This window comes from Tenacibaculum discolor (assembly GCF_003664185.1).
Classification (GTDB): domain Bacteria; phylum Bacteroidota; class Bacteroidia; order Flavobacteriales; family Flavobacteriaceae; genus Polaribacter; species Polaribacter discolor.
Map to the genome: position 1 here is coordinate 387871 of NZ_RCCS01000005.1, position 26192 is coordinate 414062.

At 31.6% G+C, this 26192-nt stretch carries 21 protein-coding genes; 8 read left to right on the forward strand and 13 right to left on the reverse strand.

What is annotated here, in order from left to right:
- Positions 1 to 52: 52 nt before the first annotated feature.
- From serS to C8N27_RS05275, 3 genes are all read right to left on the reverse strand, one after another.
- Entirely contained in the window at positions 53 to 1327 is a 1275-nt protein-coding gene (gene serS / locus C8N27_RS05265) for a serine--tRNA ligase (protein WP_121146549.1), read from the reverse strand.
- A 66-nt stretch (positions 1328 to 1393) separates the two neighbouring features.
- Positions 1394 to 1678 (reverse strand): helix-turn-helix domain-containing protein, encoded by a 285-nt coding sequence (locus C8N27_RS05270; RefSeq protein WP_099215041.1) that lies wholly within the window; start codon positions 1676 to 1678, stop codon positions 1394 to 1396.
- 98 nt (positions 1679 to 1776) lie between these two features.
- Positions 1777 to 2715, reverse strand: coding sequence for a bifunctional riboflavin kinase/FAD synthetase (locus tag C8N27_RS05275; protein ID WP_099215042.1), 939 nt, complete (start codon positions 2713 to 2715; stop codon positions 1777 to 1779).
- Positions 2716 to 2908: 193 nt separating this feature from the next.
- Between C8N27_RS05275 and C8N27_RS05280 the strand changes: the two genes are divergently transcribed.
- Both C8N27_RS05280 and C8N27_RS05285 read left to right on the forward strand, forming a co-directional pair.
- Positions 2909 to 5617 (forward strand): TonB-dependent receptor, encoded by a 2709-nt coding sequence (locus C8N27_RS05280; protein ID WP_121146550.1) that lies wholly within the window; start codon positions 2909 to 2911, stop codon positions 5615 to 5617.
- A gap of 11 nt (positions 5618 to 5628) precedes the next feature.
- Positions 5629 to 7278: an SGNH/GDSL hydrolase family protein gene (locus C8N27_RS05285; protein WP_121146679.1), complete on the forward strand. Its 1650-nt coding sequence runs from the start codon at positions 5629 to 5631 to the stop codon at positions 7276 to 7278.
- Between the two features lie 32 nt (positions 7279 to 7310).
- Here the strand turns inward: C8N27_RS05285 and C8N27_RS05290 are convergent, their stop codons facing one another.
- From C8N27_RS05290 to C8N27_RS05310, 5 genes are all read right to left on the reverse strand, one after another.
- Entirely contained in the window at positions 7311 to 7538 is a 228-nt protein-coding gene (locus C8N27_RS05290) for a hypothetical protein (protein ID WP_099215044.1), read from the reverse strand.
- A gap of 136 nt (positions 7539 to 7674) precedes the next feature.
- The gene (locus C8N27_RS05295) at positions 7675 to 9222 is read right to left on the reverse strand and encodes a glycine--tRNA ligase (RefSeq protein WP_121146551.1); all 1548 of its coding nucleotides are present in this window, start codon (positions 9220 to 9222) and stop codon (positions 7675 to 7677) included.
- A gap of 109 nt (positions 9223 to 9331) precedes the next feature.
- Entirely contained in the window at positions 9332 to 10210 is an 879-nt protein-coding gene (locus tag C8N27_RS05300) for a DUF8428 domain-containing protein (RefSeq protein WP_099215046.1), read from the reverse strand.
- 46 nt (positions 10211 to 10256) lie between these two features.
- A complete protein-coding gene (locus tag C8N27_RS05305) occupies positions 10257 to 11159 on the reverse strand; it encodes a DUF8428 domain-containing protein (protein ID WP_124588056.1) in 903 nt (300 codons plus the stop codon).
- A gap of 44 nt (positions 11160 to 11203) precedes the next feature.
- A complete protein-coding gene (locus tag C8N27_RS05310; protein WP_099215048.1) occupies positions 11204 to 11764 on the reverse strand; it encodes a class I SAM-dependent methyltransferase in 561 nt (186 codons plus the stop codon).
- 52 nt (positions 11765 to 11816) lie between these two features.
- On the opposite strand from C8N27_RS05310, the gene C8N27_RS05315 reads away from it, so the two are divergent.
- Entirely contained in the window at positions 11817 to 12509 is a 693-nt protein-coding gene (locus tag C8N27_RS05315) for a ComF family protein (RefSeq protein WP_121146553.1), read from the forward strand.
- Between the two features lie 54 nt (positions 12510 to 12563).
- Complete coding sequence (locus C8N27_RS05320) at positions 12564 to 14159, forward strand: Ig-like domain-containing domain (RefSeq protein ID WP_121146554.1); 1596 nt, start codon at positions 12564 to 12566, stop codon at positions 14157 to 14159.
- 88 nt (positions 14160 to 14247) lie between these two features.
- On the opposite strand, the gene C8N27_RS05325 is transcribed toward C8N27_RS05320, so the two are convergent.
- Positions 14248 to 14466, reverse strand: coding sequence for a hypothetical protein (locus tag C8N27_RS05325; RefSeq protein WP_099215051.1), 219 nt, complete (start codon positions 14464 to 14466; stop codon positions 14248 to 14250).
- A gap of 15 nt (positions 14467 to 14481) precedes the next feature.
- A complete protein-coding gene (locus C8N27_RS05330) occupies positions 14482 to 14973 on the reverse strand; it encodes a DinB family protein (RefSeq protein WP_121146555.1) in 492 nt (163 codons plus the stop codon).
- A gap of 219 nt (positions 14974 to 15192) precedes the next feature.
- On the opposite strand from C8N27_RS05330, the gene C8N27_RS05335 reads away from it, so the two are divergent.
- Positions 15193 to 16149, forward strand: a complete 957-nt coding sequence (locus C8N27_RS05335) for a helix-turn-helix transcriptional regulator (RefSeq protein ID WP_121146556.1) — start codon at positions 15193 to 15195, stop codon at positions 16147 to 16149.
- Between the two features lie 146 nt (positions 16150 to 16295).
- Positions 16296 to 17738, forward strand: coding sequence for a KAP family P-loop NTPase fold protein (locus C8N27_RS05340; RefSeq protein WP_121146557.1), 1443 nt, complete (start codon positions 16296 to 16298; stop codon positions 17736 to 17738).
- Here the strand turns inward: C8N27_RS05340 and polA are convergent.
- Complete coding sequence (gene polA, locus C8N27_RS05345; RefSeq protein WP_121146558.1) at positions 17735 to 20557, reverse strand: DNA polymerase I; 2823 nt, start codon at positions 20555 to 20557, stop codon at positions 17735 to 17737. The genes C8N27_RS05340 and polA overlap by 4 nt on opposite strands.
- Before the next feature lie 172 nt (positions 20558 to 20729).
- Here polA and C8N27_RS05350 point away from each other — a divergent pair, with 172 nt between their 5' ends.
- Both C8N27_RS05350 and C8N27_RS05355 read left to right on the forward strand, forming a co-directional pair.
- The gene (locus tag C8N27_RS05350; RefSeq protein WP_121146559.1) at positions 20730 to 21956 is read left to right on the forward strand and encodes a metallophosphoesterase; all 1227 of its coding nucleotides are present in this window, start codon (positions 20730 to 20732) and stop codon (positions 21954 to 21956) included.
- 87 nt (positions 21957 to 22043) lie between these two features.
- Positions 22044 to 22337 (forward strand): thioredoxin family protein, encoded by a 294-nt coding sequence (locus C8N27_RS05355; RefSeq protein WP_099215056.1) that lies wholly within the window; start codon positions 22044 to 22046, stop codon positions 22335 to 22337.
- Here the strand turns inward: C8N27_RS05355 and C8N27_RS05360 are convergent.
- Complete coding sequence (locus C8N27_RS05360; RefSeq protein WP_121146560.1) at positions 22334 to 22963, reverse strand: polysaccharide deacetylase family protein; 630 nt, start codon at positions 22961 to 22963, stop codon at positions 22334 to 22336. The two genes, C8N27_RS05355 and C8N27_RS05360, sit on opposite strands and share 4 nt — an antisense overlap.
- A 3-nt stretch (positions 22964 to 22966) precedes the next feature.
- Positions 22967 to 26080: a DUF2723 domain-containing protein gene (locus tag C8N27_RS05365; RefSeq protein ID WP_121146561.1), complete on the reverse strand. Its 3114-nt coding sequence runs from the start codon at positions 26078 to 26080 to the stop codon at positions 22967 to 22969.
- Between the last annotated feature and the right edge of the window lie 112 nt (positions 26081 to 26192).

A 26192-nucleotide genomic window follows, 5' to 3' on the forward strand; every position in this document is an offset into this window, starting at 1 on the left:
CAAGCATCGTAATTGAGGCTTGGGATTTTTTTATTTTTATATTGAAAATTGATTAATCAATCATGTCAAAACCACAATAAGGAACTAATACTTCAGGAATTTTAATTCCATTCTCAGTTTGGTAGTTTTCTAAAATACCAGCCAACACACGAGGTAAGGCTAAAGAACTTCCGTTTAAAGTGTGTACTAATTGACTTTTACCTTCTTTATTTTTAAAACGTAACTTCAAACGATTTGCTTGAAAAGTTTCAAAGTTTGAAGCAGAACTAATTTCTAACCAACGTTCTTGAGCTGTAGAATATAATTCAAAATCAAATGTTAGAGCAGAGGTAAAACCAGTATCTCCACCACAAAGACGTAAAATACGGTATGGTAATTTTAACTCACGTAAAATTTCTTTGATATGTTCAACCATTCCATTTAAAGCATTGTATGAATTATCAGGGTGTTCAACACGAACAATCTCAACTTTATCAAATTGGTGTAAACGATTTAATCCACGAACATGAGCTCCGTAACTTCCAGCTTCACGACGGAAACAAGGAGTATAGCCTGTAACTGCAATAGGTAAGTCAGCTTCTTTTACTAAGTCACCTCTAAACATATTAGTTACTGGAACTTCAGCGGTAGGGATTAAGTATAAGTTATCTCCAGTTACATGATACATTTGTCCTTCTTTGTCAGGTAATTGACCTGTACCAAAACCTGAAGCTTCATTTACTAAATGAGGAACTTGTACTTCGTTATATCCAGCTGCTGTGTTTTTATCTAAGAAGTAATTAATTAAAGCACGTTGTAAACGAGCTCCTTTTCCTTTATACACAGGAAAACCAGCACCTGTAATTTTGGCACCTAAATCAAAATCAATAATATCATACTTCTTCGCTAATTCCCAGTGAGGTAATGCTTTTTCTCCTAAATCTGGAATAATTCCTTCTTTAAAAATCTCTTCGTTATCTTCTTCACTTTTTCCTGCTTTTACAGAAGGATGAGGAATATTAGGAATTTGGTACAACAATTCGTTTAACTTATCAGCAGCAGAGTTTAATTCTTCTGTTAATTGTTTAGATTGCTCTTTTAACTCACCTGTTTTTACTTTAAGTTTATTTGCTTCTTCAACTTTACCAGACTTAAAAAGACCTCCAATTTCTTTGGATATTTTGTTCGATTCAGCTAAAACATTATCTAAAGAAACTTGTGTAGCTCTACGCGTTTCATCAGCAGTTAATACTTCTTCAATAATTGTTTCGGCATCAGCAAAATTACGTTTTGCTAATCCGTCTAAAACAGTTTGTTTGTTTTCTCTAATAAACTGAACCTGTAACATCTTTTTAATTTTTTAAGAAAAGCAAAGATAAAAGAAGCTATAGACTTAAGCAATGTGTTTTATGTACTAAATTTCTTCAAGCATCATAAAGAAGTCTGATAAAGTAATATTGAAATAATCACATATTTTCTGAAGAGTAGTAATAGTGACATTTGTTTTTCCTTGTTCTATTCTTGCCAAATGTATTCCAGTATCAATATAAAACTCATTTGAAGTAATATGATACTCTTCTCTTAAAGTTTTTACGCAAAGGGCTACCTTTTTTAAGGTTACCTCATTTTTTGACAGCATTATTCTTTTTCGATACAAAATCTTAAAAACATATGAAATACATAATGACATACTTGTCATTATGTAGGTTTTAAAAAAATTAAATTTGTATGCAGTTACGTCAATAATACTAATTCTAAAGCTATTTGAAACCGGGGGGCTTTGAGTATGATGTAAGGTTAGAGCTTGGCGTAACTTTTTAAAAAGAGCATTGAATTTTGCTTGTCTTTTTTTAATTGAGAAATTAAGCCAGAAACAGAATCGAACTTTTGTTCGTCTCTTAAATAGTAAAGTAGCTCAATAGTTAGCTCTTTACCATATAAATTTTGGTTAAAATTGAAATAATGTACTTCAATTGTTTGATGTTCTCCATCAACCGTTGGTCGATTACCAATATTCATCATTCCATAAATAGTAGTGTTATTAATAGTAGACTTTACTATATAAACACCTGTTTTTGGAATCAACTTGTAGTCTTCAGGCACATCAATATTTGCTGTAGGAAAACCTATTTTTCCACCTAGTTGTTTTCCGTTTACAACTTTTCCTGTAAGTGAAAAGTTATATCCTAAGTAATTGTTAGCAGTTTTTAAATGCCCATTAGCTAGAGCTTTTCTAATTTTGGTAGAACTAACTGATACTTCATCAATATCTTGAGCAGGAATTTCTTCAACAGTAAAATCATATAAGTGAGAATACTCAGTTAATTGTTCAATATTACCTTCTCTATTTTTTCCAAAATGATGATCGTAACCAATAATCAATTTAGAAATGTTTAATTGATTAACTAAAATATCACGAACAAAATCTAAAGCGGTTAATCTTGAAAACTCTCTACTAAAAGGATGAATGATTAAATAATCTAATCCTAATTTTTCTAAGTGTTGAGCTCTTTCATCAATAGTGTTTATTAGCTTAATAGAAACATCTTTTTGCAATACCATTCTTGGGTGAGGGAAAAATGTTAGCAATACCGATTTTTTATTACTAGCATTTGCTTCACTAACTAGTTTCTCAATAATTTTTTGATGACCAATATGAACTCCATCAAAAGTACCAATTGTTACCATTGTTTTTTGAGAAGGGGTAAGATCAAAAATAGAATGTATAATTTCCAAGACTACTAATAAGTTTAGGCAAAAATACAATTTGTATAAGATGATAAATAATAAATTAATAAATAAAATCTAAAATTGGTTTTTGGTAAGTTTTTGTCTTTATAATTACTATAATTACAAAAAAAGAGGGTAAATATTTCGCAAATGAAAAAAAATTGTATTTTGCACTACAGTTAACAAATTATTTTACATTATGATGAAAAAACTATTACTTGTTGCATTTGTGCTATTTGGTACAGCAATGATGGTTGCTCAAACTACCATTACAGGTACGGTTAATGATGCTTCGCTTGGTGGACCATTGCCAGGAGCAAACATTAAAGTTTCGAGAAAAGCAGTAGGAACGTCTACTGATTTTGATGGTAAGTTTACAATGACGGTAACAGATATCCCTCCGTTTACCATTGAAATTTCTTCTTTAGGGTATCAAACAAAAACAGTTGAAATAACAAAAAACAACCAAGTTGTTGAGGTTAGCTTAACAGAAAATGCAACATCTTTAGATGAGGTAGTTGTGTCGGCTTCGAGAACTCCAGAACGTGTTATGGAATCACCTGTAACAATTGAACGTTTTGATTCTAGAGCGATTAAGAATACAGCTTCTGCTTCATATTACGATGGATTAGAAAATTTAAAAGGAGTTGATATCAACTCAGGAGGTTTAACATTTAAAACAGTAAACACACGTGGTTTTGCTACGTTTGGTAATGAGCGTTTTGTACAGTTAGTTGACGGTATGGATAACGCTTCTCCAGCATTAAACTTTGCTATTGGAAACTTATTAGGAATTTCTGAAGTAGATGTAAAAAGTGTTGAAATTTTACCAGGAGCAGCTTCGGCTTTATATGGAGCCAATGCATTTAATGGTATTATGTTAATGCGTAGTGAGAACCCATTTAATGAACAAGGTATTAGTGTTGGTTTAAAAACTGGTTTAACAAGTCAAGAAGCAGCAGGAGATAATGGATATTATGATGCTACAATTAAAATGGCACATGCTTTTGACGATTATTTTGCAGTTAAAGCTAGTTTTTCTTACTTAAAAGGAGAAGAATGGCATGCAACTGATTATAGAAATACAACAGGTATTGGAGGTACATACATTCCTGGAATGAATCATAATGATGATCCTAACTACGATGGGGCAAATGTGTATGGAGATGAGGTTTCTGTTGATTTAGGAGGAGCTATTGGAAAGGTTAGTAGAACAGGATATAGAGAAGTAGATTTAATGTCTAATGAAGCTAAAAGTGTAAAATTCAATGGAGCTATTCATTACCGTCCTTTAGGTAATGACCGTGTTGAAATTATTTGGAATTCTAAATACGGTAGAGGTAATACTATTTATCAAGGACAAAACCGTTACAATTTAGCTAACTTCTTTATGGAACAACATAAGTTAGAAGTAAGAGGTAAAAACTTCTTTATAAGAGGATATTATGCAGGTGAAGATGCAGGAGATTCATACGATACTCGTTTTGCTGCAATTAATATTAATAGTAAGTGGAAATCTAATACTAATTGGTTTGGGGATTATGCAAAAGCTTATTTAGGTGCAGTTCCTAATGTTGAAGCTTCAAATCATGCAGCAGCGAGAATTTATGCAGATAAGGGTCGTGCTGTACCAGGTACGCCTGAATTTACAAGACTTTTTAATGAAGTAACTGCTGATCCAGATTTACTAACAGGGTCAAAGTTTAGAGATAATACAAGCTATTATCATGCGGATGGTAACTTAAACTTACGTGATTATATCGATTGGGCAGAGGTTCAAGTAGGGGGTTCATATAGACAATATAGATTAAACTCTTATGGAACTATTTATACTGATAGTGATGGTCCAATTAAATATGGAGAATATGGGTTATATACTCAAATTCAGAAAAAAATGATGGATGATCGTTTAAAATTTACAGGATCTATTCGTTATGATAAGTCAGATAATTTTGATGGAAACGTTACACCAAGAGTTTCATTAGCGTATGCGGCTGGAGAAAACAAAAATCATAACTTTAGAGCATCTTTCCAAACAGGTTTCCGTAACCCAACAACGCAAGATCAATATATTGGTTTAGCAACAGGAGCAGGATTTATTTTAGGAACAGCTCCAGATAATATTGGGCGTTTTTCTGCACCAGCAATTACAACAACAGGAAGTTTTGTTTTAACAGGACAAGATGTGTTTGATAGAGGTTACTCTGCTAACTCTATAGCAAACGGAAATCCTACTTTGGCAACTACAGATTTAGTAGAGCCAGAAAAAGTAAAATCTTTTGAAGTTGGTTACCGTGCAGCAGTTCCTTTAGGAGAAAATAAGTTGTCTATTGATTTTAGTACATACTATAATATGTATTCTGACTTTATTTCTAATAAAGATGTAGTTGTATTAGTAGATCCAAACACACCAGTTACTGTGAATAACTTAACTAACAGAGATTTAGTAAGAACATTTAGTGTAAAAACTAACTCAACAGTTGATGTAGATTCTTATGGAGTAGGTTTAGGGTTAAACACGAAGGTATTTAATGGGTTTGATGTTGGATTAAACTATACATGGTCTAAGTTTGATTTTGATCAAGCTGCTGACCCTGATTTTGAAGCTGGATTTAATACACCAGAACACAAAGTAAAAATGCAATTTGGACACACAAATTTATTTGAAAACTTTGGATTTAACATAAGTGCTCGTTGGCAAAATGAGTTCTACTGGCAGTCTACTTTCTTAGAAGGAACTGTAGAAGAAAGAACAGTTCTTGATGCTCAAATTAACTATTCTGTTCCTTCAATTAAGTCAGTGTTTAAAGTAGGAGGGTCTAATTTAACAGGTGAAGAGTATTTAAGTGCACCTGGAGTAGGAGCGGTAGGTTCTCAATACTACATTTCTTGGACTATCAACAACTAAAAAAAGAAACAATGAAAAATACAATTAAATATACTTTTTTGTCTGCATTATTTTTAGGTTTAGCCGCCTGTGATGTAGATAATACATTACCTGAAATTAAAGGAGAGGCGGAGAGCACTGTAGCATTGCAGGCTGGTAGCGTAGATTTTTCCAGATATGTGTCAGTAGGAGCTTCCTTTACAGCAGGCTTTTCAGATGGAGCTTTATTTAAAGCTTCTCAAGAAAATTCTTTTCCAAATATATTAGCTAGTAAGTTTGCTATGGTAGGCGGAGGAGATTTTACGCAGCCTCTAATGAGTGATAACATAGGCGGTTTTTTAATAGCTGGGGTAGAAAAAGCTGAGCCAAGGTTTTATTTTAATGGAACTGGACCTACAAGGTTATCAGCAACTCCAACTACTGAAATAGGTAATATACAGGCAGGACCTTATAGTAATATGGGTGTGCCAGGAATAAAAAGTTTTCATTTAGGAGTAGAAGGTTATGGAGCATTAGCAGCTTTGCCAAATGCTAACCCTTATTATGTAAGAATGGCATCTAACCCTATGGCAAGTGTTATACAAGATGTGTTAATGCAACAACCAACATTTTTTACATTATCTGAAATAGGAGGAAATGATGTTTTAGGTTACTCTATTGCTGGTGGTGTAGGTGAAGATCATAATGAAACAGGAAATGTAGACCCAACAACTTATGGAATAAATGATATTACAAACTCTAATGTTTTTGCTTCAGTTTTTTCAAGTACTGTTGACGCTTTAGCAGCAGGAGATAGAAAAGGAGTTGTGGCTAATTTACCATATATAACATCGTTACCTTACTTTACTACAGTACCTTATGCACCATTAGATCCTAGTAATCCTGATTTTGGAGCACAAATTCCGACATTAAATAATGTTTTTGGAGCTATTAATGGAGTTTTTGAAGCAATTGGTGTTCCAGAAAGATCAATAGTTTTTGCTACAGATGCTGCAAGTGCAGTTGTAATTAAAGATGAGTCTTTAGAAGATAAAACTGCTCAAATTGTTGGTGCTTTATTAGCAAGTCCTACGTTTCCTCCTTTTGTGGCAAGCTTTGGGTTACCTACTGATGCAACTACATTACAAAAAGTAGCAGGCTTATTAGGTACTTATTACGGTCAAGCAAGACAAGCAACAGAAGAAGATTTATTAGTATTGCCAAGTAGTACTATAATAGGAGAAGTGAATACTGATTCTGTTGAATTTTTAATGTTGCAAGGTCTACCAGAACAGTTAGCAGGAATGTTTTCTGTAGAAGGAGTTTCATTACCTCTTGAAGATAAATGGGTGTTAACCCAAGATGAAGTAAGTAGAGTTAAGAATGCTACAGATTCATATAATGCAACTATTAAAGCAGTTGCTGAAGCAAAAGGTTTAGCTTTTGTAGATTTTAAAGCTATTTTACAAGAAGCCTCTACTTCTGGGTTAGAGTTTGGAAATTATAATATGAATACTAGTTTAGTAACTGGTGGTTTAGTTGGTTTAGACGGAGTTCATTTAACTGGTAGAGGGTATGCATTAATGGCTAATAAAATGTTAGCAGCTATTGATGCTACATACGGATCTAATTTCACTGTAGGTAAAGACGGTTTAGCTAAACCGGATGATTACCCAACAAATTACTCACCTACTTTACAATAGTGAGCAAAATATAAAATAAAAAAAGCTGAAGATTAATCTTCAGCTTTTTTTTTGTCTTTATCAGAGTTCATAACATACTTTTTATACTTACCATCTTTATATCTATAGTAAATAAATAAAGGCATTAATATAAATGACATGTATAAAACACCTAGGCCCATTACTACTTGTGATTTAGGGTGCTCTGTGTTTAAAAGATAAGCTCCTGCTATCATCCAAAGTAAAAAGATGATGAATAATATTTTAAGTACAGTTTTCATTTGTTTTCTATTTTATCGGTTAGTTAAAACTCTTACTTGATATTAAGATTTGTATGTAAAGGTATTTACTATTGCAAAAATAAAAATCCTAAACAGTTACGTTTAGGATTCTTGCTTTATTTTGTCGTTTTAAGATTTATGCTTCCATTTTTTGTAACCAAGAACGTACATCTACCTCTTGTTTAATAATGTTGCTTAATTCTTCTATTTTAACACGTTTTTGTTCCATAGTGTCTCTATGACGAATGGTAACAGTATTGTCTTCTAAAGTTTCATGGTCTACTGTAATACAGAAAGGTGTACCAACAGCATCTTGACGACGATATCTTCTTCCAACAGCATCTTTTTCATCATAAACAACATTGAAATCCCATTTTAAATCGTCAACAATTTTACGAGCAATTTCTGGTAAACCGTCTTTTTTAACCAACGGTAAAATAGCTGCTTTGGTAGGTGCTAAAACTGCAGGTAATTTTAAAACTGTTCTTGTTGAACCATTTTCTAGCTCTTCTTCTTGTAAAGAGTTAGAGAAAACCGCTAAGAACATTCTGTCTAAACCAATTGAAGTTTCAATTACGTAAGGAACATAACTAGTATTGTCTTCGTGATCGAAGTACTGTAGTTTTTTTCCAGAGAATTTTTCATGCTGACTTAAGTCAAAATCAGTACGAGAATGAATCCCTTCTAATTCTTTGAATCCAAAAGGAAAATTAAATTCAATATCAGCAGCAGCATCAGCGTAATGAGCTAATTTATCATGATCGTGGAAACGGTAGTTTTCTTCTCCCATTCCTAACGACATATGCCACTTTAAGCGAGTTTCTTTCCACTTCTCATACCATTCTTTTTGAGTGCCTGGTTTTACAAAAAATTGCATTTCCATTTGCTCAAACTCTCGTTGTCTAAATATAAATTGACGCGCAACTATTTCGTTACGAAAAGCTTTACCAGTTTGTGCAATTCCAAAAGGAATTTTCATACGTCCAGTTTTTTGTACGTTTAAGAAGTTTACAAAAATACCTTGTGCTGTTTCAGGTCGTAAATATACTTCTGTTGAACTGTCAGCAGAAGCTCCAAGTTGCGTTCCAAACATTAGGTTAAACTGCTTAACTTCTGTCCAGTTTTTAGAGCCAGAAACAGGACATGTTATACCTAAGTCTATAATTAAATTTCTAAACCCTTCAAAATCGTTTTCCTCTTGAACTCTTGTTAGTTCAACAGTTATCTCGTCAATTTGTTTTTGACGTCTTAAAACGTTAGGATTTGTACTTCTAAATTCATCTTCATTAAAAGCATCACCAAAACGCTTTTTTGCTTTGGTTATATCTTTTTGAATTTTTTCGTTGATTTTTTCTCTAAAATCTTCAACTAAAACATCAGCTCTATAACGTTTTTTAGAGTCTTTATTATCAATTAAAGGATCGTTGAAAGCATCAACGTGGCCTGAGGCTTTCCAAGTAGTTGGGTGCATTAGTATTGCTGCATCAATACCTACAATGTTTTCGTGCATTTGCACCATTGCTTTCCACCAATAATCACGAATATTTTTCTTTAATTCTACTCCGTTTTGAGCATAATCATACACCGCGCTTAAACCATCATAAATTTCAGATGATTGGAACACATAACCGTATTCTTTTGCGTGCGATAATACTTTTTTAAATTGATCTTCTTGTTTTGCCATGTTGCAAAAATAAAATAAGGATTTAAACTAAGGGTATGGAAAAAGAAAAAAGTGAAGAATTAATTAAACTCTTCACTTTTTAGTTGCATTTTGTACCTATTATCGTTGTTTATCTTAGTTTTATTATTGTGTTTCCAGAGTAAACACCATCAACAAAAGCGCTAATTACATATTTTCCTTTTTTAATATCGTCTCTGTTTACTAATACTAAAGACACAAGGCTTAAACGATTGTTACTGTAGTTAACCTCAAGAGAGTCTGTATATTGAACTTTTTGTCCATTTTTTAGGTCAGTTTTCCCTTTTGGAGCAACTACATTTTTATTTTCATCAGCAATTTGAATATATACGCGTTTTTCACCTGCCGTAGTTATTGGGTTTTCTAACAAATCAAAATTTATTCTAAAAGCATCAGTTCTGCTAGATCTACTTGTAGATGTTAACTTTCCGCTGCTACGTTCTTTCATGGCAACTGCTTTTACAGGGCTTGTTTTAATAATTCCACCAATAGCAACTTTAGCTTCTAATTCTTTGTTCTTTTCTGTTAATGTTTCATTTACACTATCTTTTTGCTGTAAAATTTCATTAGCTATAACATTTTCTTGAGTTAAAGCATCATTAGCACTATTTAAAGAGTCTATTTGAATAAAAAGCTTTTTGTTTTCACGTTCTAAACTAGCAATTCTACTTCTGTATTTTCTTATAAGTCCAAAATTATCAGATTTTAAGAGTTTGATAGAGTCTCTTAAGTTTTTCATTTTTATTAGCTCTACTTCTAATCTGTCAGCTAAACGTTTTTTTCCAACAACAACATCGGTGTAGTCTTTAATCATTTCGTCTAGATCTTGCTGTAATTCAGCTTTTTCTTCTAAGAAGATGTTTTGAAGGTTTTTGTTTTCATTTGACTTTTGAAAAGAGTAATAAAAAAGGAAAAGAGATAAGATAATTAATACTAAAATTAAAACATTCTTGGTTTTTGGTTGATTCATGGTTTAGGGGGATTGATTTATATTAAGTTTTATTAATTTAAGGGGTTTATTTTAGTGCTAGGGATTTATTACCGGCCTGAATACCGTTTACAAATGTATTAATATGATAGATTCCAGCACCAATTTCGCCATCTACATTAACAAAAGAAATCATAGATAACTGTTTGTTATTATATTCGGCAGTTAAAATATCACTACACCATATTTTTTTATTGTTCTGCAAACTTACTTCTTTAAATGGGGTAATAACTTTTTTATTTGTATCCATTACTTGAATATAAACTTTTTTAGGACCAGGGGAGGCCACTTTGTTTTCTAGTAAATCGAATTCTATTTTAAATGCATTTACCTTATTAGATCTTGTTGTTGAGGTAAATTTCCCATTTCTTTTCTTTTTCATAGCCTCTGCCTTTATGGTAGATATTTCAATAACTTCAGCAGTGGCTATTTTTTTCTTTAAGTCTTGCTTTTCTTTACTTAAAAAACGGTTTATGTTAGTAAGTTTAGCATTTTGTTTTTCTTTTACTAATAAAGCTTCTTGAACACTATCGTTTTTTGTAATTAATTCGTTGTTAATTGTATTAAGATGATTTAATTGAGTGAAAAGTTTTTCGTTTTCTTCAATAAGTATTCCTGTTCTTTTTCTGTAGTATCTAATAAACTTATAATCTACTTCCTTTAAGTTTTTAACAGAATCTCTAAGTTGGATTACTTTATGAATCTCATCTTTTAGTTTTAATGAATATTCACTTTTCTTATAATTTGTTTCTTCATAATCTTCAATAATATTTGTTAACTCGTTTTCTAACTCCTTTTTTTCAAGCTCAAAAACAGCTTTAAGCTCAGAGTAATCTCTAGCATTTTCGTAGGATAAAAATCCAATAACAAGTATTAGTAAAATTAAAAAGGCAATGAAGCCGTTGTTTTTTATTTTTGAGGCAGGCATCATTTAAGGGGTTATAATGAGGGTTATGCTCCGTGCTAATATACTATTTATTTTTTAACACATTTGTAAATAAAAGCAGGAGGAAAATTTAGAGGCTCAAAGCTTAAATCGATAGCATTACCAAATACTTCTTTTAGTTTTTTGTAGTAAGTTAAACTATATTGATATTGAATAAAAAGCCCAGTGGTAGTTAAAAAACTATGGCTTTTTGTTAAGATAGAGTGTGATATTTCTTTAGGAATTATAGTTAAGGGCAAGCTAGAAACTATATAGTCTGCTTTTGAATATCCTAACTTTTCTATTTCAAACTTTATGTTTTCAGCAGAGGCTTTTAAAACAACCAATTGTGGATGTTTTATTTTTTTTAGCTCTTTGTAAAAAGCATCATTTATTTCAAAACATATTAATATAGTGTTGGGGTGAAGCTTCTTTAAAATATACTGTGTAATGGCTCCATTTCCAGGTCCTAGTTCTACAATGACTTCAGCAGTTTTAAAATCAATTTCTTTTAGCATTTTATTTGCTAAGTATCTAGAACTAGGTACTACAGTACCAGATGTTTTGTAGTTTTTTACGGCTTCTTTGAAAAAATTAAACTTTTTACTCAAAATATAACTTTTGTTGTTTTTTGTATCTTTCTGTTAAAAAAGGCTTGTAAAGATGCAATTTTTAAAAGAGATATTCTATTTATTCTATCCCAATTTATGTGCTAACTGTGAAAAGACGTTGTTACAAAATGAAACATTCGTATGTACTATTTGTATAAACGACTTACCAATTATAGACGATAATAAGCATACAAATGTTACATTAATGTCAAGTTTTTATGGAAAAGTGCCAGTACAAGCTGTACGTTCTTTTCTTTTTTATAGAAAGAAAGGAGTAACCCAAAAACTTATTCATCAGTTAAAATATAAAAACCAACCAGAAATAGGGCTATTTATAGCAGACTGGTTTGGGGAAAAATTAAAGAAATCAAATATTTTTGTGGATGTAGATTACATTATTCCTGTGCCACTACATTCAAAAAAGTTTAAAAAGAGAGGGTATAATCAAGTAACTATGTTTGGTGAACGATTGAGCGATATTTTGAATATTGAGTATAAATCAGATATTCTAATTAGAACTTCTAAAAACAAAACACAAACCCTAAAACAACGATTCGAACGATTTTCTAATAATAAAACAAAGTTTAAACTTGTTGATACTACTTTTTTTGAAAACAAGCACGTCTTGCTTATTGATGACGTTATTACTACAGGAGCAACATTAGAAGCTTGTGTAAACGAACTTTTAAAAACGCAAAACATAACTATAAGTGTAGCGACAATGGCTTATACACAAAAAGACTAATACCATTCCATCTTAATTTACTACTTTTGAAAATGGATTTTAAACCATTAATTTGTGAAAAATAAACACTTTATTTTAGTAACTCTTTTCGCTTTTTTAATAAGTAGTTGTGCACGTAAAGGACGACCAGAAGGAGGTCCAAAAGATGAAACTGCACCAATAATGGTTACTGCAAATCCTCCTTATGAAACTATTCATTTTGATGATGATAACATTCGTATTTATTTTGATGAATATATTGTTTTAAAAGACTTACAAAAACAGTTGGTAGTTTCTCCTCCAATGAAAAATCCACCATTAATTACACCTCAAGGAACACCAAGCAAGTATATAAATATTAAAATATTAGACACATTACAACCGAATACTACTTATACCTTTAATTTTGGAAACGCAGTTCAAGACAATAATGAAAACAATAAGTTAGAGAGTTTTAAATATGTGTTTTCAACAGGAGATTATATTGATTCTTTGAGAATTAAAGGTGCGGTAGCTGATGCTTTTGATAAGAAAGAGGTGAAAGAAGTAAGTGTTTTGTTGTATAAGCTTGATAGTACATACAACGATTCTATTATTTTCAAACAAAAGCCAAATTATGTAACAAGTACATTAGATTCTACAAATTTTGAGTTTAGTAATTTACGTGAAGGAAAATATTTAATGTTAGCGTTAAAAGAACCATCAAACGATTATATTTTTAATAGTAGAACAGATAAAATTGGGTTTGTAGTAGATACAATTACGTTGCCTCAAGATACTTTAATAAGTAAGCCTGTCCGTTTCTTTAAAGAAATTCAGCCATATGAGTTTAAAAGAGGAAAAGAGGTAACGAAAGGGAAAATTCAGTTTGGTTTTGAAGGTAGGCAGAAAAATATGAATATTGAATTGTTGTCAGAGGTTCCACAAGATTTTAAGTCGTTTACTCAATTTGAAAAAGGTAAAGACACGTTAAATTATTGGTACACGCCTATAGAAAGAGATTCATTGAATTTTATAGTAAATAATGAGAATTTTAAAGATACTGTTACAGTGTTTTTAAGAAAAAAGAAAATCGATTCTTTATCTGTGTCATCTAGTGTAAGTGGAGACCTGAATTTAAAAGATACAATGTTTATCAAAACAAACAACCCAATTGTTTCTTTTGATAAATCTAAATTCTCATTAATTGATAAAGATACTGTTGATGTACCTTTCGAATTGAAAAAACAATCAATTAATAAGATAGCAGTATTGTTTGAAAAGAAACCCAAATACGGTTATATTTTTAAAGGGTTACCAGAAGGGATAACTGATATTTATAAAACTACAAACGATACATTAGATTATAAGTTTTCGACACGAACAGTAGAAGATTATGGAAGTATTGTATTAGATGTTAAAAACGAAACAGAATCTCCGGTTATTATTGAACTATTAAGTCAAGATAAGGTAGTAGAAAGAAGATACATTACTTCTTCTAAAAAAATAGAGTTTACCTTATTAGAACCCAAAGAATATAGTGTTAGAGCGATAGTTGATGAAAATAACAACCGTATGTGGGATACTGGTGATTTCTTATTAAGAAAACAGCCAGAGCAAATCATCTATTTAGAAACAATATTTAAGCTAAGGGCTAACTGGGTACAAAATGAAACATTTGTAATAAAGTAGATATGTCATCTTGAAAGAATAAAGAAACCGAATACAGAAACTAATTGCTTCTCTATTCGGTTTCTTGTTACATTATACTTTATTGTTTTTATAACAATTCTTCACAATAAAACCCATGATGTTGTATTGCTTTTAAAACGTCATCAGCTTTAACCATTTGAGTCTCTACTCGAAGGATATTATCACAATCTTCTAAGTCAAAATTCCAGCGGTCATTTTTGGTAATCAAACGATTTAAAGTAGGTTGAACAATTTTAATTTCTTTGTTTTTTGTAACTGATGTTTTAAATACCAAAACTGTTTTCATTTTAGATGTTTTTGATTAACGTTCATAAAAAAATGGAGGCTCAATACCTAAAGCACGTAGATAAACATATCCTTGTCCGCGATGATGGATTTCATTATCAATAAAATAAAAGATTGATGACCAAACCGTACCTTCATATTGACCAAAAATTTTAATGCTTTGCTGAAATTGTTCTGGTTTAATTTGTGCCCAATAGGTATTTATTTCATCAGTAGCTTTATCCCAAAGTTCTAGAACTTTTTCTTTTTTGTTACCGTGATCTACTTCTTCAATTAACTCTTGAATTTCTCCTGTAGCAATTTCTTTAATACCTGGACCTGCTATACCTAAAAGTTCCATAACCATATCAGCAAAAGTGCGCATCCCGCCTATAGAGTAATTAAAAAAAGGGTCTTCAGGAAAAGCTTCAATAGTTCTTCGGGTTAAACCTCGATGCCCTTGCCAATGTTTTAATAACTCAGAAGGTGTAATTACTTGTTCTAATAATGTACTTGTTGTTGATTCCATAATTGTAATTTTTATTATTTGAAGTCAAAATTAGTATGGGGTAGTGACAGCTTTATGTCAGTAGGAAAAAATAAATTTTAAAAATGTCTATTGACAAAGGGTTGTCACTTACTGTATGTTTATTTGTATATCATAAGAAGTAGAGTCATTATGTTGAAGCTAAAATTTAAAAAATACTTCAGCCTGAAATCCTATCTTTGGGAAATATGTTATAGCATTATGAGTTTAGACACGGTAAAACGGTTTGATAGAATTGTAGCCATCCTTATTCAGTTACAATCCAAACGTATTGTAAAAGCACAAGAATTAGCTGATAGATTTCAAGTAAGTTTACGTACCATTTATCGTGATATACGAACACTTGAAGCTTCGGGAGTACCCATTATAAGTGAGGCAGGAGTTGGTTATTCTATTATGGAAGGATACCGTTTACCACCTGTTATGTTTACTAGAGAAGAAGTGGGAAGTTTTGTAGCTGCCGAAAAATTAATGCAAAAGTTTGTAGATAAATCGTTGGGGAATTACTACGAATCTGCCATGATGAAATTAAAATCAGTTTTACGTGGTCGTGAAAAAGATTGGATTTCTGCCTTAGAATCACAAATATTGGTGGATCCTACAAATAAATTGTTTAATGATAGTCTGCCAAATGCACTTGAAACCTTGTTTGAAAGCATTGCTGAAAAAAGACAGGTATTTTTAAAATATCAAGCATTAAATAGAGAAGCACCTTCTGAACGTTTTGTGGAACCTGTGGGTATTTATCACGAATCAGGATTTTGGTATGTATTAGCTTTTTGCCATTTAAGAAGTGACTACAGGCAATTTAGAACCGATAGAATGTTAGCTATAAAATCAACTCAACATAGTTTTACTAGAGAACACATTACGTTAGATGAATACCGTAGTCAGTATGAAAATATACCAAAAACAAAAGTTGTTATTTCTGTTGATAAAAGTGTGGTGCGATATATTAACAATAGCAAAATGCAACATGGTTTTGTCTCTGAAAAAGTAAAAGGAAACCAAGTAGAAATGACATTTATGACTTGCTATGTTGAACACGGTTTTTCAAGATGGTACATTGTGTTTTCAGATTATGCCAAAATAATTGAACCAGAAAGTTTAAAACTTCAGGTAAAAGAGATTTTAGAAAAGGCGATTACAAAACTTTAATGCGCTTCTAACCAATTAGCTTTTGTATCAATTTCAACATCTAATGGAACGCTCATTTTAAAAGTATTTTTCAGTTTTTTGTTTAGAAATTTTATTAATTCTTTTTTGTGATTAAATAAGTTTCCATAGTTTTATGGAAAAAAACTATGGAGAAGCTTTTACCAAACTTACCTATTGAAAAACTAACTAAAGAAAACGATTATATAGGTATTATTGAAAAAGGAGATTTAATAAAGTCTATTCTTTTAAATAATAAAAGCGAGTTTTCCGAAATAAAAATCTTTTCCATATATGGAGAATGGGGAAGTGGTAAAAGTACCTTAATGAAGTATTTAGAAAAAGAGTTGAAAGGCTCTTTTAACTCTTTTTTCTTTGAGGCTTGGGAATATGAGAGTGATAAAAATTTAGCTAATTCACTTTTAGAACATTTATCCAAAGAATCAGATTCATCTATTAATGGCTTTTTAAAGAATGGTAAAACCTTGATGGAAGGTTTTGCAAAGGCTATCACTTTAAAAACTCCTTTTGCTAATTTTAGCACGAATGAGTTAATTAAAACAGTTGAAGATAAAGAAAATACATTTTATGAAGTTAAAAAGCGTTTTGCAGATGATTTTATTAAGTGGGAAAACCAAATAACAACCAAACATAAATCACCAGATTATAATATAGTTTTTATTGATGATTTAGATAGGTGTGAACCAGAAAGTGTCTTAAATTTATTATCAGCTATTAAGTTATTTTTCACTTTTGGTAAAAAGACAATTTTCTTTTGTGGAATTGATAAAAAAGCAGTTAATGCGGCGGTAAAAAACAAGTATGGAGAAACAATAAAAGCAAATGAATATCTAGAAAAGGTTTTTGATGTTTCTTTTACAATGCCTAAAAATCCTGACATTTCTAAATTAGTTAATTTTTATTTTGATGAAGATTATTTAGATAATAAAGGAAATGAGATTGACCTAGCTGAAAAAATAACTGATTTTTTTAAACGATTACACTTCACAAACCCAAGAAGAATAAAAAAAATTTTAAATAAGTATTTAATTATTAAAAGCCTTGTAAATAGTGATGAAGAAGGAAGTTTAAAATTACCAAATATTGTTACTAAAAATCATGGTACCTTATTTGAAACATACCTGACTTTTTATCTCTTAATTTTAAAAGAGTTTGAACCTAATAACTTTGAAGCTATTTTTAATTTAACTTTAAAAAGAAAGAATTATGCTGAAGTGTTACATAAAAGATTTACAGATAGCAATGGATATACGAGGGCTTACAGCAGTATCTTAAATAGTTTTGATAATTATTTCCTGAATGAAGAATTAAAAAAATGCAGGCACTCGGATAACTCTATTAAAGGAGAAGTATTATTTCCATACTTTTATCCAACAAATGTAGATTATATAAGCGGTATGGTGATTAGTGATAAAGATGAATTTATTAAAAATTTTAACCTTTCTGATAAAAAAAATGAATATCACTTTATGATTTTTTTATTTGATGAAATAAATACGTTTTCTTCTGATTTTAAAGAAATAGCTTTTTCTTTAAAAGATTATAAAGACATGATCTCAAACCTAATTTAATGCGCCTCTAGCCAGTTTGCTCCTGTATCAATTTCAACATCTAATGGAACAGTCATTTTAAAGGCGTTTTCCATTTCTTGTTTAATGATAGGTTTAATGATGTCTACTTCATCTTTATGTGCATCAAATACCAATTCATCGTGTACCTGTAATAACATTTTCGATTTAAAGTTTTCTTGCTCAAATCGCTTGTAAATGTTAATCATGGCAAGCTTTATAATATCCGCAGCAGAACCCTGAATTGGCGCATTTACGGCATTTCTTTCCGCAGCACCACGAACAATAGCGTTACGAGAATTAATATCTTTTAAATAACGACGACGATGTAAAACAGTTTCTACATATCCGTGCTCACGAGCAAAATCTACTTGTTTAGAAATATAACTTCTTAGTTTCGGATAGGTTGCATAATAGGTGTCAATTAATTCTTTTGATTCTTTACGAGATAAATCGGTTTGATTACTTAATCCGAAGGCAGAAACCCCATAAATAATTCCAAAGTTTACTGTTTTAGCATTACTACGTTGCTCACGAGTTACGTCTTCAATAGGAACGTTAAATACTTTTGCAGCAGTAGAAGCGTGAATATCTTCACCATCTTTAAATGCCTTAATCATGGTTTCTTCTTCACTTAAAGCAGCAATAATTCGTAATTCTATCTGACTGTAATCTGCTGCTAACAACACATAATTTTCATCTCTTGGAATAAATGCTTTACGCACTTCTTGTCCGCGCCTAGTACGAATAGGAATGTTCTGCAAGTTCGGGTTGTTAGAACTTAAACGCCCAGTAGCAGCAACAGCTTGAGCATATACAGTGTGTACTCTTCCTGTTTTTGGGTTGATTTCGTTAGGAAGTGCATCAACATAGGTACTTTGTAATTTTTTATACTGACGATATTTTAAAATATCTGCAACAATTTGGTGGTCTTTAGCTAAGTAAGAAAGCACATCTTCCGCAGTAGAATATTGCCCCGTTTTGGTTTTCTTAGGTTTGTCAACCAGTTTTAGCTTGTCAAATAGAATAGGTCCTAATTGCTTTGGTGATGCAATATTAAATTCTTCACCAGCTTGTTCGTATATGTTTTGTTCAAGTTGAGAAATATCTTTAGATAATGCTTTAGAAAGAGTTTTTAAGAAGTCGACATCTAAATTAATACCTTCAATTTCCATAGCTGTTAATACAGAAACTAACGGAGTTTCTACTTCGTTAAATAACTTGGTAACATTACCACTTTCTAGCTCTTTAGAAAAGTGTTCTTTTAATTGATAAGTAATATCTGCATCTTCAACAGCATACTCGGTTTGTTTAGGTAGTTCAACTTGTCGCATTGAAAGTTGATTTTTACCTTTTTTACCAATCAACTCTGTAATAGGTTGTGGTTGATAGTTTAAATATGTTTCTGCAAGTACATCCATGTTATGACGCATATCTGGGTTGATGAGGTAATGCGCAATCATGGTGTCAAACAATTTGCCTTGTACAGGCATGTTGTAGTTTGACAGTACTTTAATGTCGTATTTTAAATTATGACCAATTTTTTCAATGGTTTCGGCTTCAAAAAATGATCGGAACTCTTCTAGAATAGTCTTTGTTTCTTCTTGGTTTTCATGAAAAGGAACATAATAGCCTTTGCCAGTCTCCCAAGAAAATGCAATTCCAACAAGCTCAACTTCTAAGGCTTTTAATCCTGTCGTTTCAGTATCAAAACAAACAGAGTTTTGTTGCATTAATTTCTCTAACAATAATTTTCTTGAAAGAGGTGTATCTACTAATTGATAGAAGTGATTAGTATTTTCAATGGTTTTAAAGCCGTTGATATTTGTGTCTTTAGAGGTACTTCCACTACCGGGAGCAGCAAATAAATCAAATTGACCTGCTGCACTAGCCTTTGTTGCTTTTGGTTTTTCAGTCGTGGTAGTACTTTCTTCAGTAGGAGCAAATGTTTTTAAGAAGTTTTCTGTTAAACGACGGAACTCTAGCTCCGTAAAAATTTCTTTGGTAGCTTCTATATTAGGTTGTTCAAAAACTAATTTATCCAACTCTAATTCAACAGGAACATCTAGCATAATAGTAGCTAGTTTTTTAGAAAGCAGACCTAATTCTTGATTAGCTTCTACCTTTTCTTTCATTTTTCCTTTTAGCTCATGTATATTTTCAAACAAGCCTTCCATACTTCCATAAGCAGCAATGAATTTTTTGGCTGTTTTTTCTCCAACACCAGGTAAACCAGGAATGTTATCAACAGCATCACCCATCATCCCTAAAAAGTCAATTACTTGCAATGGGTCTTCAACACCAAACTTTGTTTTAACTTCTTCAACACCCCATTTTTCGTAACCATTTCCCATACGAGGCGGACGGTACATAAAAATATGTTCAGAAACTAGTTGAGCAAAATCTTTATCAGGTGTTACCATATAGGTGTGAAGACCTTCTTTTTCGGCTTTTTTAGCAAGTGTTCCTATAATATCATCAGCTTCATACCCTTCTTTTACAATGGCAGGAATATTCATAGCTTCTAATATTTTTTCAATATAAGGCACTGCTAAACGAATGGCTTCAGGAGTTTCTTGTCGGTTTGCTTTGTAATCTTCAAAAGCTTCAACACGATCTACACTTCCGCCTCTGTCAAAACATACCGCTAGGTAATCAGGCTTTTCACGCTTTATTACATCTAGTAAAGAGTTAGTAAACCCCATAATTGCAGAAGTGTCTAATCCTTTAGAGTTGATACGTGGATTTTTAATAAAGGCATAATATCCTCTAAAAATTAAAGCGTATGCGTCGAGTAAAAAAAGTCGTTTATGATCTGCCATGTTTTGTCTTAAGCCTATTGAAATAAAATGTTGATACCGATTTGTTTACAGAAAAAAGTAGAAAACTATAGTTTCTATGAACTTTGGAGGTAAAGCTACAAAACTTTAACAAGATGTTAAAAATCAATTTTAAGAATCGCTGTATCTTTGTTTCTCCTTAAAAATGAAATAGATGTCTCGTTGGTTAGTAACAGTTATTATAATATCAGCAATAATTATTGTGTTTGAAGCATATGCTTTTCAGGCAATAAAAACACTTACTAAAAGTAAAATTATTCGTTATGGATGGTTGTTAGTTGGATTGCTAGCTTATGCAAACTTTTTTTATGTGATATTTACTTCTGATAGAAGTTCAGGTCAAACAAGAGAGTTTCAATGGGCAATGGGGATGCTTTTACTTGTTTTAGTTCCCAAAGTAGTAGTTTTTATATTAATGTTTGGGGAAGATGTGGTGAGATGGATTCAAAAAGGAATTTCATTTTTATCTAAAGAAGAAACTAAAGATTTAAATGGAAGAAGGGCTTTTATATCGAAGATAGCTTTAGGGTTGGCAGCTTTACCATTTACAAGTTTGTTGTATGGTATGGTTAGAGGAAAGTATAATTACAAGGTGTTAAAATATCAATTAAGTTTTAAAGATTTACCAGAAGCTTTTGATGGTTTCACCATATCTCATATAACTGATATTCACTCGGGAAGTTTTGATAATAAAGAAAAAATCCAATATGGAGTAGATTTAATTAACGAGCAGGAATCAGACATGATTTTGTTTACAGGTGATATCGTTAATAATTTTGCTCATGAAATGGAAGATTGGGTGCCAATGTTTTCGGAACTAAAAGCACCTATGGGGAAATACTCCATTCTTGGAAATCACGATTATGGAGATTATTCTGATTGGAAAACTCCAGAAGATAAAAAGGCAAATTTTCAAGCGGTAAAAGATATTCATCCAAAAATAGGGTTTGAGCTATTGTTGAATGAAAATAGGTACATAGAAAAAGATGGAGAGAGAATTGCTTTAGTTGGTGTAGAAAATTGGGGAAAAGGACGTTTTAGCAAAGCAGGAGACCTTAAAAAAGCATCAGAAGGGATAAGTAAAGATGATTTTAAAATTTTACTATCTCATGATCCTAGTCATTGGGAACATAAAGTAAAGCAAGATGATTTTAATTATCATTTAACTTTAAGTGGGCATACACATGGTTTACAGTTTGGTATTGAAATTCCAGGTTGGATTAAGTGGAGTCCTTCTAAATATGTATATAAACAGTGGGCAGGATTGTATAAAGAGTTTGATAGATATATTAACGTAAATAGAGGTTTTGGGTATCATGCTTTCCCTGGTAGAGTAGGAATTTGGCCAGAAATTACTGTAATTGAGTTAAAAAAAGCTTGATTTTCAGTATTTTTAAGATTTTCATAATAATTACCTAACAAAAAATTAGTAATTTTAGGCTCTTTAGTGATTAAACGTATGCAAAAGATGACAAAGTTTGGTGAAATTATAAGCATTAACAAACCTGTGTTAATCGATTTTTATGCAGATTGGAGTGAACTAGAACCTAGTTTAGACACACTTCGTGATGTAGCTGCTGCATTAGGTGACAAAGCCAAAGTAATTAAAATAGACATTAAAAAGAATGAAATTCTTGCCGATGCCTTAAGAGTTAAGGGGAATCCAACTTTTATGATTTATAAAAATGGTGAGATGAAATGGCGTCAAACAGGAGAGCAAGATGCTAATACGTTAATAGGATTGGTTCAGCAGTTTGTTTAAGTGATTGCTTTAAAGTCATAACCTCTTTGCGAAAATTCTTTTAAAACTTTTGGAAGCGCATAATACAATTTGTCGCTAGCTTTTATACTATCGTGAAAAACGATGATACTTCCGTTTTGTGCATTTTCAAGTACGTTTTGCAAACATTTTTCCTTCGTGATGCTCGAATCAAAATCTGCGGATAATACGTCCCACATAATAATTTTATAGTCGCTAGCAAGAAGTTGTTTAGCTTGTTTTCTTTTTATTTTTCCATACGGAGGACGAAATAATTTTGTTTTTTGATCAGGTAATAAGCTTTCACATTTACTCGTGTTTTCAATATAAACTGTATTGCTACTTTTCCAGCCGTTTAAGTGATTAAAAGTATGGTTTCCTACCGAATGTCCTTCGTTAACAATTCTTGAGAAAACAGCAGGGTGTTTTCGAATATTATCACCAATACAAAAAAAGGTAGCTTTTGCATTAAAATTATGTAGTTGGTCTAGTACAAATTCAGTAACCTGAGGAATAGGTCCATCATCAAAAGTGAGGTATATTTCTTTCTTATTGGTAAAAAAAGACCACGTATACTTAGCAAAAAGTTGTTTAAGTATACGTGGTGTTTTTATAAAGTATAACCTCATGTATTAAGGTTTAATAGTATCGAGTTCTTGAGGTAACTCAGGTTCGTCTTCAGGCATTAAGTGACTAAATAAACGAGCATGTGTTATATAATCTTCAAAAAACTTTTTACTGTACTCTTCATCTTTGTCGTATCGAGTAATTTGTTGAACTAAGTTTTGATACATGTATAAACTAGTCTCTAAATTATCGATGATTAAATCAATATCCTGAGTATTAAATGTACTGTAATATTTTAATTTTTGTTGAAAAATATCGGCTAAAGTTTCAGCCGTTTCCCTAGCTTTATTAATGTCACCAATACGATAATATAACTCTGGATAACCTAAAGAGAAATTGTAATGATCAAAATCTTTAATAGGCATTTTGTGTAACGATAAATCTAATACATCTTTTGCTTTTACAGAATCTCCTTTCTGTAAAAATTCTTCTGATAAACGAATTAAGTTATTACGTAATGAAATTGCGTTACGCTTACTTTGCTCATCTAGGTAAATTTCTCCGTTATTGATTGTTTTCCAATTCCATTTTTTAACATTATCATACATTTTTTCAGGATCTATACGCCCCATATCAAAAATTGTACGTCCTTTATTAGATGTTTTAATAGGGACTAATTTGTATGCCATTCCATCTAATTGTAAGTAATCTTTTAACCAAATGTACTCTTCATCTGCGTTGGCACCACCAGTAAAGTAAATAGGTCGCTTCCAATCAAAATTGTTCAAGATATCTAGCATTAAAAGTCTTGCTTTAGATAAACCTCTATCATCAACAGTAATGTCAATATAATCTACCATTTTATCAGCATCTTTTTGTGCTACTAATCCAGTTTTTAACGCATTTTCTTTGTTAACAGGAATACGAATTCTGTTAGTAGGGTAGAATTTTTCCTTAGCACCATCTCCTGCATCTAAATAAGTAGCATCATTATTACTAGCTATCCAACGCATAAAATCATTTATGTTAAGCAAAGAGTCTTTTAACTGTGGGAGAGGGTAATAATACGCCATATCCAAGGTCCCATACTTGTACTGATCGTGTGTTAATTGTGACGGAATAGGGTCTGCATCATAAGTTTTCTTTTTCATTTGGTCGATGTACCAATCTGTTTGAAAAAGACTTGTGTTTACTATTTTAATATCTCTGCGAACACCTTCTACTTGTTGCATATACCAAAGAGGGAAAGTATCGTTGTCTCCAATAGTAAATATAATAGCATTCGGATCGCAACTTTCTAAATAGGTTTGTGCATTCAGTTGTGCTAAATAACGGTCAGATCTATCATGATCGTCCCAGTTTTGGAAGCCCATTAAAGTAGGAACAGCTAGCAATGAAACTACTGAAACAGCAATAGCAACTACCTTTTTACTAGCGTACTTTTTAAAGTAATCATAAAGGGCAAGTACTCCGAAACCAATCCAAATGGCAAATACATAAAAAGAACCCACTACCGCATAATCACGCTCACGAGGTTCAAAAGGTTTTGGGTTGGTGTAAAATATAATTGCTAACCCAGTAAATAAAAAGAACAGTGTTAATACATAAAAATTCTTTTTATCCTTATTGAGTTGATATAATAAACCAATAAGACCTAAAATAAAAGGTAAAAAGAAGTAAGTATTACGTCCTTTATTATTTTTAATATCGTCTGGTAAGTTTTGTTGTGAGCCTAAGCGGGCTTCGTCAACAAAATTAATACCACTTAACCAATTTCCGTTTTCAACATCCAAATGTCCTTGAATATCATTTTGGCGACCTACAAAATTCCACATAAAATAACGTCCGTACATATATCCAAATTGAAAATCAACCATGAATTTTATGTTTTCTAAAAACGTTGGGCGTCTTTTACTACGAGCAGGAATACCAGCAATACTTTTGTATTGTTGGTCAGAAGCAGGATTTACCATACGAGGAATAAATCCTTTGTGTTTACTTGAATAATTTGGAAGTACGTTTTTGTATCTGTTTACAATAACATATTTACCATCTATTTTTTCGTACTTAGGTTTGTCGTCTTTATAAGGATTATCAGCATCTTGTTCTCTATCATAAGCTACAGAATAGTAATTATCATAAAAAACATTAGAGTCACCGTATTGTTCACGGTTATAATATGCTAATAATTCACGTGCACTTGATGGATTATTTTCATTGATAATAGTATCAGCATTTGCACGAATTGGTAACATTAACCAAGACGAGAATCCAATCATAATAAATAATACTGAAAGTACTAAAGTATTTGCCGTAACTAAGTTCTTTTTACGAGTGTACTTTAAACCGTAAAAGAACAAGCCTATTAAAACAATTCCAGCAATGATGGTTCCTGAGTTATAAGGCAATCCTACTTGGTTGATAAAGAATAATTCAGCAACACTAAAGAATTTTAAAGTAAAAGGGAATAAAAACTTAAACACAAAAGCTAATACTAGTATTGCAACTAGGGTAGCGATTGCCGTTGTTTTTATGTTGATGTCTTTATATGTTTTGAAGAAATATACTAAAACGATTGATGGAATTACTAATAAAGAAAGTATATGAACCCCGAAAGAAAGTCCAACTACAAAACTGATTAACACCAACCATTTATTTCCTCTAGGAGTATTTAATTCACTTTCCCAACGTAATCCTAACCAAAATAATAGAGCCATTAAGAAAGAAGACATGGCATACACCTCTCCTTCAACAGCACTAAACCAAAAACTATCAGAAAAAGTATACGCTAAAGCACCTACTAATCCACTTCCTAAAACAGCAATAGCTTCATTATTACCTAACTTACCATTTTTAAAGGCCATTTTTCTAGCTAAATTGGTAATTGTCCAAAACATGAAAAGAATGGTAAAAGCACTTGCTAACCCAGACATAAAGTTGACCATTTTTGCCAACTGACTAGGGTCACTAGTAAACATAGCAAAAAAAGCACCTAACATTTGAAATAAAGGAGCACCAGGAGGGTGTCCAACTTCTAAATTTACAGCAGTTGCAATGTATTCTCCACAATCCCATGAACTCACTGTAGGCTCAAGAGTTAAGGTATAGGTAATTAACGCTACTGCAAACGAAACCCATCCTAAAATGATGTTCCACTTTTTATAGTTAAACTCAGTCATAGTTTTTTATCTAGATATAAAGTACGAATGTATTAATTACTAATGATTTTTTAGTTGAAAACAAAAATATAATTTTAACAGTTTCTCTAAAATAACCTCCGGTATAAAGTTC